This is a genomic window from Pseudomonas sp. Y39-6 (genome assembly GCF_023651955.1).
Classification (GTDB): domain Bacteria; phylum Pseudomonadota; class Gammaproteobacteria; order Pseudomonadales; family Pseudomonadaceae; genus Aquipseudomonas; species Aquipseudomonas veronii.
In genome coordinates this window covers 2,255,994-2,274,694 of record NZ_CP069594.1, presented here as the reverse complement: position 1 = coordinate 2,274,694, position 18,701 = coordinate 2,255,994, and the positions used below count along the sequence as shown (strand labels likewise).

The 18,701-nt window shown below is 59.4% G+C and carries 12 protein-coding genes, 2 tRNA genes and 3 rRNA genes; 4 read left to right on the top strand and 13 right to left on the bottom strand.

Going from position 1 to position 18,701, the window contains the following annotated elements:
- Positions 1-131: 131 nt before the first annotated feature.
- Positions 132-1,031, top strand: coding sequence for an alpha/beta fold hydrolase (locus tag JN756_RS10495; RefSeq protein ID WP_126588502.1), 900 nt, complete (start codon positions 132-134; stop codon positions 1,029-1,031).
- Here JN756_RS10495 and JN756_RS10490 read toward each other — a convergent pair.
- A complete protein-coding gene (locus JN756_RS10490; protein WP_017846926.1) occupies positions 1,028-1,996 on the bottom strand; it encodes a GlxA family transcriptional regulator in 969 nt (322 codons plus the stop codon). The two genes, JN756_RS10495 and JN756_RS10490, sit on opposite strands and share 4 nt — an antisense overlap.
- Before the next feature lie 89 nt (positions 1,997-2,085).
- Between JN756_RS10490 and inhA the strand changes: the two genes are divergently transcribed.
- Both inhA and JN756_RS10480 read left to right on the top strand, forming a co-directional pair.
- A complete protein-coding gene (gene inhA, locus JN756_RS10485; protein WP_126588504.1) occupies positions 2,086-2,766 on the top strand; it encodes an isonitrile hydratase in 681 nt (226 codons plus the stop codon).
- A gap of 116 nt (positions 2,767-2,882) precedes the next feature.
- Entirely contained in the window at positions 2,883-4,337 is a 1,455-nt protein-coding gene (locus tag JN756_RS10480) for a mannose-1-phosphate guanylyltransferase/mannose-6-phosphate isomerase (protein WP_201022078.1), read from the top strand.
- 3 nt (positions 4,338-4,340) lie between these two features.
- On the opposite strand, the gene JN756_RS10475 is transcribed toward JN756_RS10480, so the two are convergent.
- The 5 genes from JN756_RS10475 to JN756_RS10455 all read right to left on the bottom strand — a co-directional run bounded on the left by JN756_RS10475 (position 4,341) and on the right by JN756_RS10455 (position 9,913).
- The gene (locus JN756_RS10475) at positions 4,341-4,925 is read right to left on the bottom strand and encodes a DUF4174 domain-containing protein (protein WP_046384121.1); all 585 of its coding nucleotides are present in this window, start codon (positions 4,923-4,925) and stop codon (positions 4,341-4,343) included.
- Between the two features lie 130 nt (positions 4,926-5,055).
- Positions 5,056-6,291 carry a flavin monoamine oxidase family protein gene (locus JN756_RS10470; RefSeq protein WP_046384122.1) on the bottom strand — a complete coding sequence of 412 codons (1,236 nt, stop codon included), beginning with the start codon at positions 6,289-6,291 and terminating at the stop codon, positions 5,056-5,058.
- Positions 6,288-6,911 (bottom strand): glutathione S-transferase family protein, encoded by a 624-nt coding sequence (locus JN756_RS10465; protein ID WP_046384123.1) that lies wholly within the window; start codon positions 6,909-6,911, stop codon positions 6,288-6,290. Before JN756_RS10465 ends, JN756_RS10470 begins: the two co-directional genes overlap by 4 nt.
- Positions 6,912-6,990: 79 nt before the next feature.
- Positions 6,991-9,348, bottom strand: a complete 2,358-nt coding sequence (locus tag JN756_RS10460; protein ID WP_201022077.1) for a DNA polymerase II — start codon at positions 9,346-9,348, stop codon at positions 6,991-6,993.
- A gap of 91 nt (positions 9,349-9,439) precedes the next feature.
- Complete coding sequence (locus JN756_RS10455; RefSeq protein ID WP_046384125.1) at positions 9,440-9,913, bottom strand: SRPBCC family protein; 474 nt, start codon at positions 9,911-9,913, stop codon at positions 9,440-9,442.
- Positions 9,914-10,012: 99 nt separating this feature from the next.
- Here JN756_RS10455 and JN756_RS10450 point away from each other — a divergent pair, with 99 nt between their 5' ends.
- On the top strand, positions 10,013-10,414 hold the full coding sequence (locus JN756_RS10450; RefSeq protein WP_169881468.1) for a GFA family protein: 402 nt from the start codon (positions 10,013-10,015) through the stop codon (positions 10,412-10,414).
- Position 10,415: 1 nt separating this feature from the next.
- Here the strand turns inward: JN756_RS10450 and mrdA are convergent, their stop codons facing one another.
- The 7 genes from mrdA to JN756_RS10415 form a co-directional block, all read right to left on the bottom strand.
- Complete coding sequence (mrdA, locus tag JN756_RS10445; protein ID WP_079443257.1) at positions 10,416-12,308, bottom strand: penicillin-binding protein 2; 1,893 nt, start codon at positions 12,306-12,308, stop codon at positions 10,416-10,418.
- Positions 12,309-12,537: 229 nt separating this feature from the next.
- Positions 12,538-12,915 (bottom strand): cupin domain-containing protein, encoded by a 378-nt coding sequence (locus tag JN756_RS10440; RefSeq protein ID WP_046384128.1) that lies wholly within the window; start codon positions 12,913-12,915, stop codon positions 12,538-12,540.
- A 209-nt stretch (positions 12,916-13,124) separates the two neighbouring features.
- Positions 13,125-13,240, bottom strand: a 5S ribosomal RNA gene (gene rrf, locus JN756_RS10435).
- A 156-nt stretch (positions 13,241-13,396) separates the two neighbouring features.
- Positions 13,397-16,288 (bottom strand): 23S ribosomal RNA (locus JN756_RS10430).
- 247 nt (positions 16,289-16,535) lie between these two features.
- Positions 16,536-16,611: transfer RNA gene (locus JN756_RS10425), tRNA-Ala, on the bottom strand.
- Positions 16,612-16,638: 27 nt separating this feature from the next.
- A tRNA-Ile gene (locus JN756_RS10420) sits at positions 16,639-16,715 on the bottom strand.
- Positions 16,716-16,797: 82 nt separating this feature from the next.
- Positions 16,798-18,334: ribosomal RNA gene (locus JN756_RS10415) — 16S ribosomal RNA — on the bottom strand.
- The 16S, 23S and 5S rRNA genes sit together here with 2 tRNA genes alongside, the layout of an rRNA operon.
- Between the last annotated feature and the right edge of the window lie 367 nt (positions 18,335-18,701).

The window sequence follows — 18,701 nt, the reverse complement described above, 5'->3', positions numbered from 1 at the left end:
GGCCGCGATGACGGTGGGTCGGGCAACCTGAACGCCGGACACTCTTGGCCCTCGACGCTCTCAGCCTTGTGGCGTTAATGGATCGGCGGTAGTGTCATCGGCAGTCATCGCCCAACCGATAGGAGCCCATCATGCCCATCGCCCCTGCGCTGTTTTATGTACGCACCTCGATGCTCGATGTGGCGTATGAAGCCCACGGCCCCGTCGACGGTGAACCGGTGATCCTGCTGCACGGTTTCCCCTACGACCCTCGCAGCTATGACGATATCGCCCCGGCCCTGGCCGAGCGCGGTTGTCGGGTGTGGGTGCCGTACCTGCGTGGTTATGGCCCGACGCGGTTTATCAACGCGCAGGTGATGCGCTCCGGGCAACAGGCCGCGTTGGCCAAGGACCTGCTGGAGTTCATGGATGCGCTGTGTATCCCGCGGGCCACCCTGGCGGGCTACGACTGGGGTGGGCGTGCCGCCTGTATTGTCGCGGCACTGTGGCCGGAGCGCGTGCGCGGGTTGGTGAGCGGGGACGGCTACAACATCCAGGACATTGCCAAGTCGCTCGAGCCCAGGCCGCCAGAGACGGAGCATCGGTTGTGGTACCAGTACTATTTCCACACCCAGCGTGGCGTGGATGGGTTGACCGCCAATCGCCGGGCGTTTTGCCAATTGCTGTGGTCACTGTGGTCGCCCTCCTGGGCGGCAGGCCCCAGCCTCTATGGCCAGAGCGCGCCATCGTTCGATAACCCGGACTTTGTCGACGTGGTGATTCATTCCTACCGTCACCGCTTCATGTATGCACCGGGCGATCCCGCACTGGCGCCCATCGAACAGGCGCTGGCGCTGCAACCGCCGATCACGGTGCCGACGATTTCGCTGTGCGGCGCCGATGATGGCGTGGGCCCGCCGCCGCTGGAGGATGACGACGCGCAGCACTTCAGCGGCTTCTATCGGCGGCAGGTGTTGCCCGGCGTCGGCCACAATATCCCTCAGGAAGCGCCGCAAGCGACCCTTGAGGCACTCCTGGAATTGCTCGCCTAGGCCGCTGGCGAAAAGCGCTCGCGATAAGCCTGCGGCGTGACTGACAAGACCCGCAGGAAGCTGCGCCGCAAGGTCTCTTCACAACCGAACCCGCACTGCACGGCGATGCGTTTGATCGATGTGCTGCTGTCCGCCAATTGCCGGCGGGCGGTTTCGACGCGGATCAGTTCGACCGCGCGCGCGGGGGTCTGGCCGGTTTCGGCGCGGTAGTGACGCACGAAGCTGCGCTCGCTCATGCCGGCCTGGGCGGCCAGGGTGGCGAGGGTCAGGTCGAGGGTCAGGTGCTCCGCGATCCACGCGTGCAACTCGGCAAAGCGGCTGTCGCCTTTTTGCAATGACAAGGTCACGCTGAACTGCGATTGGCCACCGGGGCGTTTGAGGAAAACCACCAGGTGCCGCGCGACTTCCAGGGCCACGGCGCGGCCCAGGTCTTGTTCCACCAAGGCCAGGCACAAGTCGATCCCGGCAGTCACACCGGCCGAGGTCCACACGGTGCCCTGCTGGATGAAAATCGGGTTGGCCTCCACCGTCAGCGCCGGGAACTTGCGCGCCAGCTCTTCACAGCGTGTCCAGTGCGTCGCCACGCGACAGCCGTCGAGCAAGCCACTGGCCGCCAGCAGAAAAGCCCCGGTACACACCGAGGCCATGCGCCGGGTGTGCCGGGCTTTTTCGCGCACCCAGTCCACCAGCGCCAGGTCTTCGGCGGCGCCGTAGACACCCCAGCCGCCGGCGATGAGCAGGGTGTCGCAAGGCGTGTCGACGGCGGGCAACGGCTCGGCCACCAGCGCCAGGCCGGCGGAGGTCATCACCGGCGCCGCCTGGGCGGCGATCACCGAAACCGCGTAGGGCAACGGCGCACCGCGCTGGCGCGCAAGGTCGTTGGCCGAGGCGAACACCTGCAAGGGCCCGGTCACGTCGAGCACTTGGGCATTATCAAAAGCGAGTACATGAATGATGCGCGGCATGTTTGGCGTGATTCGTGGGTTCAATGGCGTATTCGCCAAAGCCTAGGCCTCTAGAGTGAAACCGTCCACCCCTTATCGGAGCTTCATTCATGACCTTGCAGATCGGCTTTCTGTTGTTCCCCGGCATCCAGCAACTGGACCTCACCGGCCCCTATGACGTCTTGGGCTCACTACCGGATGTGAAGTTGCACCTGGTGTGGAAAGACCTTTCGCCGGTCACCTCCAGCACCGGGCTGGTGTTCACGCCGACCATGACCTACGCCGATTGCCCACACCTGGATGTGCTCTGCGTCCCTGGCGGCAGCGGCGTCGGCCCGTTGATGGAAGACCCGCAGACCCTCGACTTCCTCAGGGTCCAGGCGCTCACCGCGCGCTATATCACCTCGGTATGCACCGGTTCGCTGGTGCTCGGTGCGGCCGGTTTGCTGCGCGGGCGCAAGGCCACCACCCATTGGGCCTACCACGACCTGCTCGCCCCGCTCGGCGCCATTCCGGTTCAGGCGCGCGTGGTGCGTGACGGCAACCTGCTCACCGGCGGCGGGATCACTGCGGGGATCGACTTCGCCCTGACCCTGGCCGCTGAGCTGTACGACGAAGCAACAGCGCAATTGGTGCAGTTGCAGATCGAATACGCCCCGGCGCCACCGTTCAATGCCGGCCGGCCGGATACCGCGCCGAAGGCCGTGCTGGAAGAGGCCAACAAACGCACGGCAGAGTCACGCAAGGTCCGCGCAGAAATCACTGCGCGGGCGGCAGCGCGCCTGGGTTGATACGCGTCGCAGTTGCCGCTGCGCGGCGGGTCGCCGATGATACGGGGCAGCGCGATTGCGACGAAGCTCGATTCCGAAGCGCGGGCTGCCCTTTCCCCCCCCCAAGAAGTTTATTGATGAATACCCACGACGGATTAATTCCCTGCATCATTTCCGGCGGTTCGGGTACCCGACTGTGGCCAGTTTCCCGGCAAAACATGCCCAAGCCGTTCATGCGTATGCGCGATGGCCAGAGCCTGCTGCAGAAAACCTTCCTGCGCGCCAGCCGCCTGCCCGGGGTGGAAAACGTGCTGACGGTCACCAACCGTGACCTGCTGTTTCGCACGCTGGATGACTATCGCCTGGTGAACACAGCCCGCCTGCCCCTGGACTTGTTGCTGGAGCCCTTCGGCCGCAACACGGCAGCGGCGATAGCGGTGGCGGCGCTGCATGTGCTGGAGCACTTCGGCGACGACGCACCGTTGCTGGTGATGCCCGCCGACCACTTGATCCTCAATGAAAGCGCGTTCGCCGCGGCCGTGAGCCAGGCCCGCGAGCTGGCCGCAGCCGGCTACCTGGTGACCTTCGGTATTGAGCCTGATCGCCCGGAAACCGGCTTCGGCTACATCGAACAAGGCGCCGCGTTGAGTGCGGGAAACCGGGTCAAACGCTTTGTCGAAAAACCCGACCTGGCCACCGCGCAAGGCTACCTCGACGGCGGCCAGCACCTGTGGAACGCCGGCATATTCTGCTTCAAGGCCAGCACCCTGGTGAACGAGCTGACCACCCACGCCCCGCAGGTGCTGGCGGCCGCCAAGGCCGCGCTGGCGCACAGCCAGAGCCTGCAGAATACGACCTCGCGCCAGCGCGAACTGGATGCCGATGGCTTCGGCGGCGCGCCGGACCTGTCCATCGACGTGGCGCTGATGGAGAAGTCCACGCAGGTGGCCGTGGTGCCCTGCGATATCGGCTGGAGCGATATCGGCTCCTGGGAAACCCTGCGCCAGCTCACCCCCAGCGATGCCCAGGGCAATCAGGTCAATGGCGAAGCGATTCTGCATGACGTCCACAACTGCTACATCGACTCGCCCAGGCGGGTATTGGGCGTGGTGGGCGTGCGCGACCTGATCATCGTCGACACCGCCGACGCCCTGCTGATCGCCGATGCCCACCGCAGCCAGGATGTGCGCCACATCGTGGCCGAGCTCAAGCGCCAGAACCATCCGGCGTACAACCTGCACCGCACGGTGACGCGGCCATGGGGCACCTACACGGTGCTGGAGGAAAGTGCGCGCTTCAAGATCAAGCGCATTGTGGTCAAGCCGCTGGCGTCACTGTCGCTGCAGATGCATCACCACCGCAGCGAACACTGGGTGGTGGTCAGCGGTACCGCGCAGATCACCAATGGCGAGCGGGAATTGCTGATCAACGCCAACGAGTCCACCTACATTCCGGCCGGGCACAAACACCGCCTGACCAACCCCGGCAGCATCGAGCTGGTGATGATCGAGGTGCAGAGCGGCGAGTACCTGGGCGAAGACGACATTGTGCGCTTCGACGATATCTATGGGCGCGCGCCCGCCGAAGGATAAGCCTCAGTCATCCAATGGCTGAGGGGCCGGTTTGCTGCCGGGCTTCGCCGGTTTGGCGGGCTTGGCGTTCTTGCCTGGCGCGGGGGCGACAGGTTCGGGTTCCGCAACGGCAGCCGCTTCTTTCTCGGCCATCGGCATCTGGTCGATGGCGCTGAAAAACTCGCTTAAGTTGAGGGTATCCGGCGGCACGGTCTTCTCGACTTTCTTCTCGCCGTCCTTGCCGACCAGAATCACTTTGGTGCCGCTGCCGGCGCCTAATTTGAGGGCGCGGATCAGCGCGTTGGTTTCAGGTGGGGCAAGCTTCTTGTTGTCCTTGGGGTCCTTGGCGAACTTCTCCCCTTCGGCACCGATGCTGCCGAACTTCACGGTGTACAACACCATGCCGCGCTCTTCAAAGGACTGCTTGGTGGCAGGCTCGTCCAGCTGTTTCTTGAGCTTGGCCAATGTGTCATTGCCGGAATCAAGCTCCACCACCACCAGCGGCCGGGCCTTGCCCAAATCCTGCTTGAGCGGGTTGATATCATCAGCAGCCAACAACGGCCCCGTAAAAGCCATCAAGGTAGCCAGGGTCAGCGACCGGATGAGCATGCGTACCTCCTTTGAATTCCATGCAGGGTTCTTGAGTTTCATGTCTGCGACAGCCAAATTCAAGGATGATTCCTACACCGCCTTGAGAAAGCGTAGGTCAGGACGCCGGCTACGCAAGGGGGGACGAGTGCTAGCAGTCATTGTTTCCTTTGATTGCGCAGGCCCAGGCCGCAAGTTTTTCGCAGGCTTGCAGTGCGATCTGCTCGTCAGGCTTGCCTCGATAGTGCCGGTCCACCGCATCACCGGCGATCAACCCGACAATCAGCGGCGCACCCACGGCATCGGTCAAATCCAGCCACTCCCCCCAATTGGCAGGGCGATCGTACCAACGCAGATAACCATCGCGGGAAACCGGCCACCAGCGCTGGTCGAATTGCAGCACGACCTTTTCCAGGCGGCCCATGGTGAAAAACGCCAGGGCCTCTCGGTAAGCCGTCGGCAAGCCTGGCGTAAAGTGCAGGTGTTTGAGTACCGGTATCGGCACCGTACAGATGCAGGCATCTGCATTGAGGCCATCGACCCACACGCCGTGCTCGTCCCAGGCAACGTGCTGCACGGGGTGATTGAGGTGGATATTCAGGCCGCTGGCGGCGTCTTCCAGTAATTGCCGATAGCCTTGAGGCAGAAACTGGTCGCCGTGGCCAACGCCCTCCTCGTCGAGCGTATGCGTCGACAACTGGTCCAGGGGCAACCCGGCTTCGAGGATCAGGTTAGCGTCGATGGCATAGCGGGCAGCGCGGCGTTCGGGGGCATTGAGGGTTGCAAGGTATTGATCGATGCCCTGCGCCAAGGGTTGATGACGATCAATGGCCTGTTTCAAGCGTTCATACGCGCCATTGATGTCCGGTACGGGGCCATCCCACGCGGCAGCCAATGGTTGCGAGAAATCGGTAGGCCGTCGCTCCAGGCCCAACTGCTCGGCTCGTCGGGCCAACGGGTTGAGGGCATAGTGCTGCAACCAGGCGGCCCCCGCATCCACCGTATGGTCACCCAGGGCCACACTGTTCACGCGCCCGCCGATGCGGTTGCGCGCCTCGAGTACGCGCACCTCCAAACCCTGCGCCTGCAACGCACGTGCGGCACTCAGGCCGGCAAACCCGGCACCGATAACGATGACCCTGCGGGCGCGGGTGCCGGCCACCGCATTCGCCGCGCGGATGCCACTGTCCCAAGCGCTGTGGGTCATGGCGCAATGATCGTGGTTGAAGGCTTCCCCAGCGAGGAACAGACGATTATCAATCGGCGTCGAGAGCAGGCGCCGCAGGCTGACATCGCCTCCCGGCAACATTGCGCTGTAGGCACCTTGGCTATAGGGGTCGTCGCACCAGCGCGTGACGTGCCAGGCGATAGGGCGCGGCACTGTCATTGCTGCGGCCAATGCCGAGCGAACACCGGCGCGACGAGCGGGTCGGCGTCCACCCGGGCCAGGGTCTGGGCGAACGCCGGCCGCGAGTCTTGCAACGCCTCTCGCGCCGCATCCCAGCGCGACACCGCCGCCGCCATGATGCCCAGGGCATTCGGCTGTTGGTCGGGGGCGAACAATTGGTCGGCAAACTGATCGGCGAACACCCTCCAGGCCTGGTGCAGGTAGTCGCGCGTGCCGCTGATCAATTGCGCTTGCGCCGCCTCATCGGCGTTGCCCAGCCAGCGTTGCGGGTAGTCGATGATGCCGATCGCCGAGTAGCAATTGGCGGCGATGTACACCAGGCCGCGGAGGATCTGGCCGCGGTTGCCGGCGAGTAGGTTGGCGGCCGGGAATTCCAGGCCCAGGTGGATCAGGATCGCCGCGCTTTCCGTCAGCACCTGGCCGTCGGGCGTCACCAACGTGGGGATCTGTTTGAGCGGGTTGATCCGTGCGAGCGCTGCACTGCCTTCGCCGTCCTGCCAGGAACTGGCGTCCACCCGATGCCACGGCACCGCGCAACGCGGCAGGGCAATTTCAATCATGCATGAGCCGGAGTCGTCGGTGCCGTAGAGCGTGTACATGGGGGTTCCTCCTGAATGTCATGTAGCAGTTGCCGAGCACGCCAACAGCGTAGCCGCTTAGCCACGCGAGGCAAGTACTTCAGAACAGGCCCATTTGCCCGCCGACCAGGGTGCCGAAGTCGTCATTCACAAACGGCAGAATCGCATCGGCCACCGGCTGCAATTGCCGCGTGACGTAGTGGTCGTAGTCGATCGGGGCCTGGCGCACTTCCAGCGGCTCCGGGCCGTTGACGGTGATCACGTAGCTGATCCATCCGCCGCGCTGGTACTGACGCGGGCGGTTCATGCGGTCGTTGTAGTCGTCGGCCAGGCGCGCGGCGCGCACGTGGGGCGGGACGTTGCGCTCGTAGTCGTCCAACCGGCGGCGCAGGCGCTTGCGGTAGATCAGCAACTCGTCGAATTCGCCGCTCAAGGTGCGCCGCACGTAGTCGCGCACGTAATCCTGATGGGGCTGGCGGTGGAAGATGCGCTGGTAGAGTTCCTGCTGGAATTGCCGGGCCAGGGGCGACCAGTCGCTGCGCACGGTTTCCAGGCCCTTGTAGACCATCTCTTCGCTGCCATCGCCGCGCACCACCAACCCGGCGTACCGCTTCTTGCTGCCCTCCTCGGCGCCGCGAATGGTCGGCATGAGGAAGCGCGTGAAGTGGGTTTCGTATTGCAACTCCAGCGCGCTGTGCAGGCCGAATGCGTTGTGCAAATGCGCGCGCCACCAATCGTTGACGTGCTGCACCAGCGCCTGGCCGATGCGGCGGGCGTCCTCCTGGGAATGCGCGCTGCCGAGCCAGACGAAGGTCGAGTCGGTGTCGCCGTAGATCACTTCATACCCCTGGGCTTCGACCAGTTCGCGGGTCTGGCGCATGATCTGATGGCCGCGCAGGGTGATCGAGGACGCCAGGCGCGTATCGAAGAAGCGGCAACCGCTGGAGCCGAGCACGCCGTAGAAGGCGTTCATGATGATTTTCAGCGCTTGGGACAACGGTGCGTTGTGTTCGCGCTTGGCCTCTTCGCGGCCTTCGGAGATGCGCGCGACGATGGCGGGCAGGCAGTGCCGGGTGCGGGAAAACCGTGCGCCGCGAAAGCCTTCCACCGACGCACTGTCATCGGGGTGCTTGAGGCCTTCGACCAGGCCTACAGGGTCGATCAGGAAGCTGCGGATGATCGACGGGTAGAGGCTTTTGTAGTCCAGCACCAACACCGATTCGTAGAGGCCGGGGCGTGAATCCATGACAAACCCGCCGGGGCTGGCCTGGGGCGGTTTGTCGCCCAGGTTCGGCGCGACGAAGCCCTGGCGGTGCATCAGCGGCATGTACAGGTGGGTAAATGCGGCCACGGAGCCACCGTTGCGGTCGGCTGGCAAGCCAGTGACGCTGGCGCGTTCGAGCAGGAACTTGAGCAGCTCGGTCTTGGCGAAAATCCGCGTGACCAGTTCGCAGTCCTTGAGGTTGTAACGCGCCAGGGCCGGCTTGTCCTCGGCGAACATGCGGTTGATCTCGTCCATGCGCTGGTACGGCGTGGAGATGTCCTTGCCTTCGCCGAGCAGGGTTTGCGCGACGTTTTCCAGGCTGAAGGATTCAAAACTCCAGGTGGCCGAGCGCAGCGCTTCGATACCGTCGATGATCAACCGCCCCGCCGCGGCCGCGAAGTAATGATTGCGGCTGCCGTGTTCGCGCCAGGTCATGGGCTCTTCGCCGCGGCCGAGCAGGAGCGGCACGTTGAGGCGCTGGGCATGTTCGTGGAGCACGCGCAGGTCGAACTGCACCACATTCCAGCCGATGATCGCATCGGGGTCATGGGTGGCCAGCCATTGGTTGAGGCGTTCGAGCAATTGGCCGCGGGTGTCGCAGTAGTCGAGCTTGAAGTCCACCGCGTCGCTCTTGTTCGGCGGGCCGAGCATATACACCTGGCGCTCGCCGCAGCCTTCGAGGGCGATGGAATACAGATCGCCCTGAGCGGTGGTCTCGATGTCCAGGGACACCAGTTTGAGCTGCGGACGGTAGTCGGGGGCGGGTTTCATCTGCGCTTCGAGCAGCGCGCCGCTGGCGTCGGGCGTGCCGTCGAACCACACGGGGGCGGTGATGAAACGCTCCATCATGTAGCGCTCGGGCGGGCGCACGTCACCTTCGTAGACATCGACACCGGCGGCGCGCAGGCGCTTTTCCAGGTCCATCAGTTGCCGATGCTGGCGGGTGTAGAGGCCTAATACCTTGCGGTGATGGAAATCGCACAGCTCCAGCGGGCGCAATTCGATATCGCGCTCGTCTTTGAGCAGCCAATCCAGCGGCTTGCGATGGGCTTCGGGGATGAATATCACCGAGCTTTGCACGGGGAGGCGAATAAGCCGCGGCCCCTGGTCGGTGGCCAGCCAGAAGCTGACCTGCGTCCCCGCCGGGGTGTCACGCCAATGCCGGGTCAGGACAAAACCCTGCTGTAAATCCACCGTGCCGCACCTCAGGAATCACGTTCAGGGCGTGATTCTACCCGGCATCCGGCCAAACGCAGCACGTTAACGCGCACAGAGCGCAATCGCCTCAGGCGATGCCTTGGTGGAAGTGGCTCAGGTAGCCTTCGATATTGCGCATTTGCTCGTCCCAGCCGCGGGAATTCATTTTGAAGGCTTTCAGGCGGCGGGCTTCGGGCACTGCGTCGAAGCCGGATTCAACGACCCGCAGCAGAATGCCCGGGGCGCGGTCTTCAACGGTGAACTCCACCAGCGTCGGTGTTTCCTTGTCGTAGTCGAAGCCCTTTTCGACGGCGAAGGGGTGCCACGAGAAAGAAAACCGCGTCTGCGGCAGGATGCGTTCGATCTTGGCTTTCCAGATCACGTGTTCGTAACCTGGGTAAGTGATCGGCGCTTCGATCGTTTCCCCGGCGACAAAGGTCTTGCCCTTGAGGGCGATGCCAAACCAGCGGCCGAATTGCTCGGCATCGGTGAGTGCCTCCCACACTTTTTTGCGTGGAGCGTTCAGTAGGACTTTCCGTTCTATACGATCTGATACGTGCATACGTCACCTCCTCCATTGACAGTAGGCGACATCGACTAATGCGCAACCTTGGGTTCTGCGCGATGATGATGCCCCCATTGTTGTCCAGGCCCTTAGGTTATGACTGACCCGTTGAATGGAAGTTGCTTCTGTAAAGCCGTGCGCTACCAGGTGGACAGCCTGGACATGCCCATCAGCCACTGCCACTGCGACAGCTGTCGCAAGGTGCATGCGGCAGCGTTTGTGAGCACCGCCGGCGTAATGCGTGAGCACTTTCGCTGGACCCAGGGCGAAGAACTGTTGGCGGCCTTCGAATCCTCGCCAGGCAAATTCAGGCGCTTCTGCTCGCGCTGTGGCTCACACCTGATGGCCGAGCGCGGGCATCAGCCCCATGTGATTGTGCGGGTGGCGACGCTGGACGATGATCCGGGCATCAGGCCCACCGCGCATATCTGGACGGCCCACGATGTGCCGTGGCTGGCGCATGAGGGCGTGCAGCAGTGGGACGAATGGCAGGTATGAGTCAGACGTGGGGGTCGCCGGGGGCTTTGCTCGGCGTCGCATATTGCGGCTTCAAGTGGCCTTCGTGGTCGAGCAGCCAGGCGTCCATGATCTGGCGCACCACCGGGCCTGCGACGCGGCCACCGGCCTCGCCGTTTTCGATCATCACCGAAATCACGATCTGGGGGTGCTCCGCTGGCGCAAACCCGACAAACAGCGCGTTGTCACGGTGGCGCTCCTGGGTTTTGTCGCGGTTGTAGCGCTCGCCCTGTTTGATCGCCACCACCTGCGCGGTACCACTCTTGCCGGCGATGCGGTATTGCGCGCCTTGCGCGGCCGCCCGGGCGATCCCGCGCGGGTCGTGCATCACCAGTTGCATCCCGTGGTTGACCTGCTCCCAGTCACGCGGGTTCTTGAGGACCACGTTGGGCATCGGGTGCTCGTCCACCGGCGCCACGCCGTTGATGGTCTTGGCCAGGTGCGGCCGATTCCACACGCCTTTGTTGGCAATCAACGCAGTGGCCTGGGCCAGTTGCAGCGGCGTGACTTGCATATAACCCTGGCCGATGCCAAGGATCACCGTTTCGCCCGGGAACCAGGGCTGACGCCGGGTTGCGCGCTTCCAGGCCTGGGACGGCATCAGGCCGGCCGACTCTTCGAACATGTCCAGGGAGACTTTCTGGCCGAGGCCGAACTCGGCCAGGTAGTCGTGCAGGCGGTCGATGCCGAGCTTGTGGGCCAAGTCGTAAAAATAGGTGTCGTTGGAGCGCATGATGGCGGCGTCCATATCCACCCAACCGTCGCCGCTGTGGTTCCAGTTGCGGTATTTGTGGTCAAAGTCAGGCAATTGGTAGTAACCGGGGTCGAACACGCGGGTCTGGGCCGTCACTACCCCGCTGTCGAGACCCGCGATGGCCACTTCCGGCTTGATCGTCGAACCCGGCGCATAGAGACCGCGCAGGACGCGGTTGAACAGCGGCCGGTCGATGGAATCATGCAAGGCGGCGTATTCCTTGAAGCTGATGCCCGTGACGAACAGGTTGGGGTCGAAGCTGGGTTTGCTGACCATCGCCAGTACTTCGCCAGTTTGCGGGTCGAGGGCTACCACGGAGCCACGACGATCGCCCAGCGCTTCTTCCGCCGCTTCCTGGAGTTTGACATCGAGGCTCAGCACGATGTTTTTGCCGGGGATCGGATCGGTATGCTTGAGCACACGCAGTACGCGCCCCTGCGCATTGGTCTCGACTTCTTCATAACCGACATGGCCATGCAGTTCTGACTCGTAGAAGCGCTCGATGCCGGTCTTGCCGATGGACTGCGTGCCGCGGTACTCCACCGAGTCGAGGGCCTTGGATTCTTTTTCGTTGATGCGGCCAACGTAACCGATGGAGTGAGCGAAATGCGCGCCCAGGGGGTAGTGGCGGACGAATTGCGGTTCGACGTCTACACCGGGCAGGCGGAATTCGTTGACGGCGAGTTCGGCGATCTGTTCTTCGGTCAGCTCATAAAACAACGTAACCGGAACAAAAGGATGCCGCGCCTGCTTCAGCGCCTTGTCGAATACGGCACGGTCTTCTGCCGGCAGGTGCAGCAGGCTGACGATCGCGTCCAGTTCGCCCTTGAGGTCGGTGGTGCGCTCGCGGGTGATGGTCAGGTTGTAGCTTGGACGGTTGTCGGCCAGCACGACGCCATTGCGGTCATAGATCAAGCCGCGAGTCGGTGTGATGGGCAGTACGTGGACACGGTTGTTTTCAGAAATCGTCGAGTGATACTCGAATTGCACGACCTGCAGGAAATACAGGCGGCCCACCAGGGCGCAGGTGATGCCGATCACCAACAAGGCGCAGGCGAGCAGGCGCTTGTTGACCAGGCGGTTTTCGTTTTCGTGGTCTTTGATCGGGATTGGTTGAGGCATTTCTACAGCATCTCGTTGAAAAAGGTCGACGCCGCGTCCTGCGGATAAAAGCTCAATCCTTGTGAAAATGTGCTGCACCATAACAAAAATGCAGAAACACTTTGCATCGATTTCCCCAACGGTACCTGGGAAGAGCCGTGTGGTGCCGTTGAGTCAGACGGCACCGAGCATCAGGGGATGAGGCTACTGCTACCAGATGGCAACGGTGGCCTCGAACAGCAGGGGGATTTCAGATCCACAGGTCGTTCATGGCGGTGCGGTCTCCTCCTTCATGGCCGGTGTTCAAGATGCCGCGTGGTTCGATCATCATCAATTTGGCTTCGCCTTCGGCGGCCGTCCGATGCTCTATTCCGCGAGGAACGACATACAGCTCACCCGGTGCCACATACACGGGACCGTCCGGAAGGTCGATGCGCAGTGTCCCTTCAAGCACGAAAAACGCCTCGTCGGTTTCTGGATGTGAGTGCCAGATGAACTCGCCTTCGATGCGTACAACCTTGAACTGGTAGTCGTTCATCTCGGCGACGACTCTCGGGCTCCACTGTTCACTGATGAGCGAAGCCTTTTGCGCGAGATTGACAGGTTGTGCTGGGTGCTGCTGAGTCATGACAGATCCTCTGGTAGGTGAGAGTTGTCAGACTATCGAAGGAAGGGTCGAGCGCTCTTGTACGATCTTGCAGCTTGAGGAGAGCGATACAAAAGCCTTTAGTAGACACTGCCAAGGAAGCAGTGAAGACCACCGCAATGAGGCGCCCTTTCCGATCGCCCAAAACAAAACCCCTGTCTGCGTGAGCAAACAGGGGTTCTGGAATTTAATCTTGACGATGACCTACTCTCACATGGGGAAACCCCACACTACCATCGGCGATGCATCGTTTCACTGCTGAGTTCGGGATGGGATCAGGTGGTTCCAATGCTCTATGGTCGTCAAGAAATTCGGGTACTGAGTCGTGGCCTGTTGGCCTCGCTTCAGCAAATTGGGTATGTGATAGTTTTCGGTGTTTTGTAAGAGTCGAACTTTCGGTTCGTTTCGTCTTCACACACCGCAATCTGGTCTCTTTCGAGTTCGCAAATTGCTTGGGTGTTATATGGTCAAGCCTCACGGGCAATTAGTATTGGTTAGCTCAACGCCTCACAGCGCTTACACACCCAACCTATCAACGTCGTAGTCTTCGACGGCCCTTCAGGGGACTCAAGGTCCCAGTGAGATCTCATCTTGAGGCTAGTTTCCCGCTTAGATGCTTTCAGCGGTTATCTATTCCGAACATAGCTACCCGGCAATGCCACTGGCGTGACAACCGGAACACCAGAGGTTCGTCCACTCCGGTCCTCTCGTACTAGGAGCAGCCCCTCTCAAATCTCAAACGTCCACGGCAGATAGGGACCGAACTGTCTCACGACGTTCTAAACCCAGCTCGCGTACCACTTTAAATGGCGAACAGCCATACCCTTGGGACCGGCTTCAGCCCCAGGATGTGATGAGCCGACATCGAGGTGCCAAACACCGCCGTCGATATGAACTCTTGGGCGGTATCAGCCTGTTATCCCCGGAGTACCTTTTATCCGTTGAGCGATGGCCCTTCCATACAGAACCACCGGATCACTAAGACCTACTTTCGTACCTGCTCGACGTGTCTGTCTCGCAGTCAAGCGCGCTTTTGCCTTTATACTCTACGACCGATTTCCGACCGGTCTGAGCGCACCTTCGTACTCCTCCGTTACTCTTTAGGAGGAGACCGCCCCAGTCAAACTACCCACCATACACTGTCCTCGATCCGGATAACGGACCTGAGTTAGAACCTCAAAGTTGCCAGGGTGGTATTTCAAGGTTGGCTCCACGCGAACTGGCGTCCACGCTTCAAAGCCTCCCACCTATCCTACACAAGCAAATTCAAAGTCCAGTGCAAAGCTATAGTAAAGGTTCACGGGGTCTTTCCGTCTAGCCGCGGATACACTGCATCTTCACAGCGATTTCAATTTCACTGAGTCTCGGGTGGAGACAGCGCCGCCATCGTTACGCCATTCGTGCAGGTCGGAACTTACCCGACAAGGAATTTCGCTACCTTAGGACCGTTATAGTTACGGCCGCCGTTTACCGGGGCTTCGATCAAGAGCTTCGCGTTAGCTAACCCCATCAATTAACCTTCCGGCACCGGGCAGGCGTCACACCCTATACGTCCACTTTCGTGTTTGCAGAGTGCTGTGTTTTTAATAAACAGTCGCAGCGGCCTGGTATCTTCGACCGGCATGAGCTTACGGAGCAAGTCCTTCACCCTCACCGGCGCACCTTCTCCCGAAGTTACGGTGCCATTTTGCCTAGTTCCTTCACCCGAGTTCTCTCAAGCGCCTTGGTATTCTCTACCCAACCACCTGTGTCGGTTTGGGGTACGGTTCCTGGTTACCTGAAGCTTAGAAGCTTTTCTTGGAAGCATGGCATCAACCACTTCGTCATCTAAAAGATGACTCGTCATCAGCTCTCGGCCTTAGAATCCCGGATTTACCTAAGATTCCAGCCTACCACCTTAAACTTGGACAACCAACGCCAAGCTGGCCTAGCCTTCTCCGTCCCTCCATCGCAATAACCAGAAGTACAGGAATATTAACCTGTTTTCCATCGACTACGCTTTTCAGCCTCGCCTTAGGGACCGACTAACCCTGCGTCGATTAACGTTGCGCAGGAAACCTTGGTCTTTCGGCGTGGGTGTTTTTCACACCCATTATCGTTACTCATGTCAGCATTCGCACTTCTGATACCTCCAGCAAGCTTCTCAACTCACCTTCACAGGCTTACAGAACGCTCCTCTACCGCATCACTTACGTGATACCCGTAGCTTCGGTGTATGGTTTGAGCCCCGTTACATCTTCCGCGCAGGCCGACTCGACTAGTGAGCTATTACGCTTTCTTTAAAGGGTGGCTGCTTCTAAGCCAACCTCCTAGCTGTCTAAGCCTTCCCACATCGTTTCCCACTTAACCATAACTTTGGGACCTTAGCTGACGGTCTGGGTTGTTTCCCTTTTCACGACGGACGTTAGCACCCGCCGTGTGTCTCCCATGCTCGGCACTTGTAGGTATTCGGAGTTTGCATCGGTTTGGTAAGTCGGGATGACCCCCTAGCCGAAACAGTGCTCTACCCCCTACAGTGATACATGAGGCGCTACCTAAATAGCTTTCGAGGAGAACCAGCTATCTCCGAGCTTGATTAGCCTTTCACTCCGATCCACAGGTCATCCGCTAACTTTTCAACGGTAGTCGGTTCGGTCCTCCAGTTAGTGTTACCCAACCTTCAACCTGCCCATGGATAGATCGCCCGGTTTCGGGTCTATTCCCAGCGACTAGACGCCCTATTAAGACTCGCTTTCGCTACGCCTCCCCTATTCGGTTAAGCTCGCCACTGAAAATAAGTCGCTGACCCATTATACAAAAGGTACGCAGTCACCTAACAAAGTAGGCTCCCACTGCTTGTACGCATACGGTTTCAGGATCTATTTCACTCCCCTCTCCGGGGTTCTTTTCGCCTTTCCCTCACGGTACTAGTTCACTATCGGTCAGTCAGTAGTATTTAGCCTTGGAGGATGGTCCCCCCATATTCAGACAAAGTTTCTCGTGCTCCGTCCTACTCGATTTCATGACTAAGAGATTTTCGCGTACAGGGCTATCACCCACTATGGCCGCACTTTCCAGAGCGTTCCGCTAATCTCAAAGCCACTTAAGGGCTAGTCCCCGTTCGCTCGCCACTACTAAGGGAATCTCGGTTGATTTCTTTTCCTCAGGGTACTTAGATGTTTCAGTTCCCCTGGTTCGCCCCTTACACCTATGTATTCAGTGTAAGGTAACCATCTTATGATGGCTGGGTTCCCCCATTCAGAGATCTCCGGATCAAAGTCTGTTTGCCGACTCCCCGAAGCTTTTCGCAGGCTACCACGTCTTTCATCGCCTCTGACTGCCAAGGCATCCACCGTATGCGCTTCTTCACTTGACCATATAACCCCAAGCAATCTGGTTATACTGTGAAGACGACATTCGCCGAAAATTCGAATTTCTCAATTAAGAGAACTCACAAATTTTACCTTAGCCTGATCCGTTACCAGTGAAAGTAACGTTCAGTCTATCTTTCTATCACATACCCAAATTTTTAAAGAACGATCTAATCAAAGACTAGAAATCAACATTCACCATCATCACGATGGAATGCTCATTTCTAAGCTTTCAAACTTCAGAAGCAGTAGTGGTGGAGCCAAACGGGATCGAACCGTTGACCTCCTGCGTGCAAGGCAGGCGCTCTCCCAGCTGAGCTATGGCCCCGTATTTCTACAGGTTCCCACACAAAATTGGTGGGTCTGGGCAGATTCGAACTGCCGACCTCACCCTTATCAGGGGTGCGCTCTAACCAACTGAGCTACAGACCCAATTTCGGGCTGCTTCTTATCGTCTTCTTCAATGAATCAAGCAATTCGTGTGGGAACTTATGGAGCAGCTGATGTCGTCGATTAAGGAGGTGATCCAGCCGCAGGTTCCCCTACGGCTACCTTGTTACGACTTCACCCCAGTCATGAATCACACCGTGGTAACCGTCCCCCCGAAGGTTAGACTAGCTACTTCTGGTGCAACCCACTCCCATGGTGTGACGGGCGGTGTGTACAAGGCCCGGGAACGTATTCACCGCGACATTCTGATTCGCGATTACTAGCGATTCCGACTTCACGCAGTCGAGTTGCAGACTGCGATCCGGACTACGATCGGTTTTCTGGGATTAGCTCCACCTCGCGGCTTGGCAACCCTCTGTACCGACCATTGTAGCACGTGTGTAGCCCAGGCCGTAAGGGCCATGATGACTTGACGTCATCCCCACCTTCCTCCGGTTTGTCACCGGCAGTCTCCTTAGAGTGCCCACCATTACGTGCTGGTAACTAAGGACAAGGGTTGCGCTCGTTACGGGACTTAACCCAACATCTCACGACACGAGCTGACGACAGCCATGCAGCACCTGTCTCAATGTTCCCGAAGGCACCAATCTATCTCTAGAAAGTTCATTGGATGTCAAGGCCTGGTAAGGTTCTTCGCGTTGCTTCGAATTAAACCACATGCTCCACCGCTTGTGCGGGCCCCCGTCAATTCATTTGAGTTTTAACCTTGCGGCCGTACTCCCCAGGCGGTCAACTTAATGCGTTAGCTGCGCCACTAAGAGCTCAAGGCTCCCAACGGCTAGTTGACATCGTTTACGGCGTGGACTACCAGGGTATCTAATCCTGTTTGCTCCCCACGCTTTCGCACCTCAGTGTCAGTATCAGTCCAGGTGGTCGCCTTCGCCACTGGTGTTCCTTCCTATATCTACGCATTTCACCGCTACACAGGAAATTCCACCACCCTCTACCATACTCTAGTCAGTCAGTTTTGAATGCAGTTCCCAGGTTGAGCCCGGGGATTTCACATCCAACTTAACTAACCACCTACGCGCGCTTTACGCCCAGTAATTCCGATTAACGCTTGCACCCTCTGTATTACCGCGGCTGCTGGCACAGAGTTAGCCGGTGCTTATTCTGTCGGTAACGTCAAAACAATCACGTATTAGGTAACTGCCCTTCCTCCCAACTTAAAGTGCTTTACAATCCGAAGACCTTCTTCACACACGCGGCATGGCTGGATCAGGCTTTCGCCCATTGTCCAATATTCCCCACTGCTGCCTCCCGTAGGAGTCTGGACCGTGTCTCAGTTCCAGTGTGACTGATCATCCTCTCAGACCAGTTACGGATCGTCGCCTTGGTGAGCCATTACCTCACCAACTAGCTAATCCGACCTAGGCTCATCTGATAGCGCAAGGCCCGAAGGTCCCCTGCTTTCTCCCGTAGGACGTATGCGGTATTAGCGTCCGTTTCCGAACGTTATCCCCCACTACCAGGCAGATTCCTAGGCATTACTCACCCGTCCGCCGCTCTCAAGAGAAGCAAGCTTCTCTCTACCGCTCGACTTGCATGTGTTAGGCCTGCCGCCAGCGTTCAATCTGAGCCATGATCAAACTCTTCAGTTCAAACATCTTTGGGTTTTTAAGAAACCCTAAACTTGGCTCAGCAATCGTTGGTTACATCTTTGATTTCTCGCGGAGTAACTTGTGATGCTGATAATCTTGTTGACTATCAGTCTGACTCCACAAGCACCCACACGAATTGCTTGATTCAGTTGTTAAAGAGCGGTTGGTTAAGATCTTTCGTCTCAACCGAGGCGCGCATTCTACAGCAGCCTCATTTGCTGTCAAGTGATTATTTTCAGAAGTTTTCAAAGTTTCCTTTGTAACTTCAACCACTTGCGCTTCCGATCTCTCGTTAGCGGGAGGCGAATTCTACAGCGTTACACGCTGCTGTCAACACCTCTTTTTCTCCGCTTTCGACCGAGAAGAT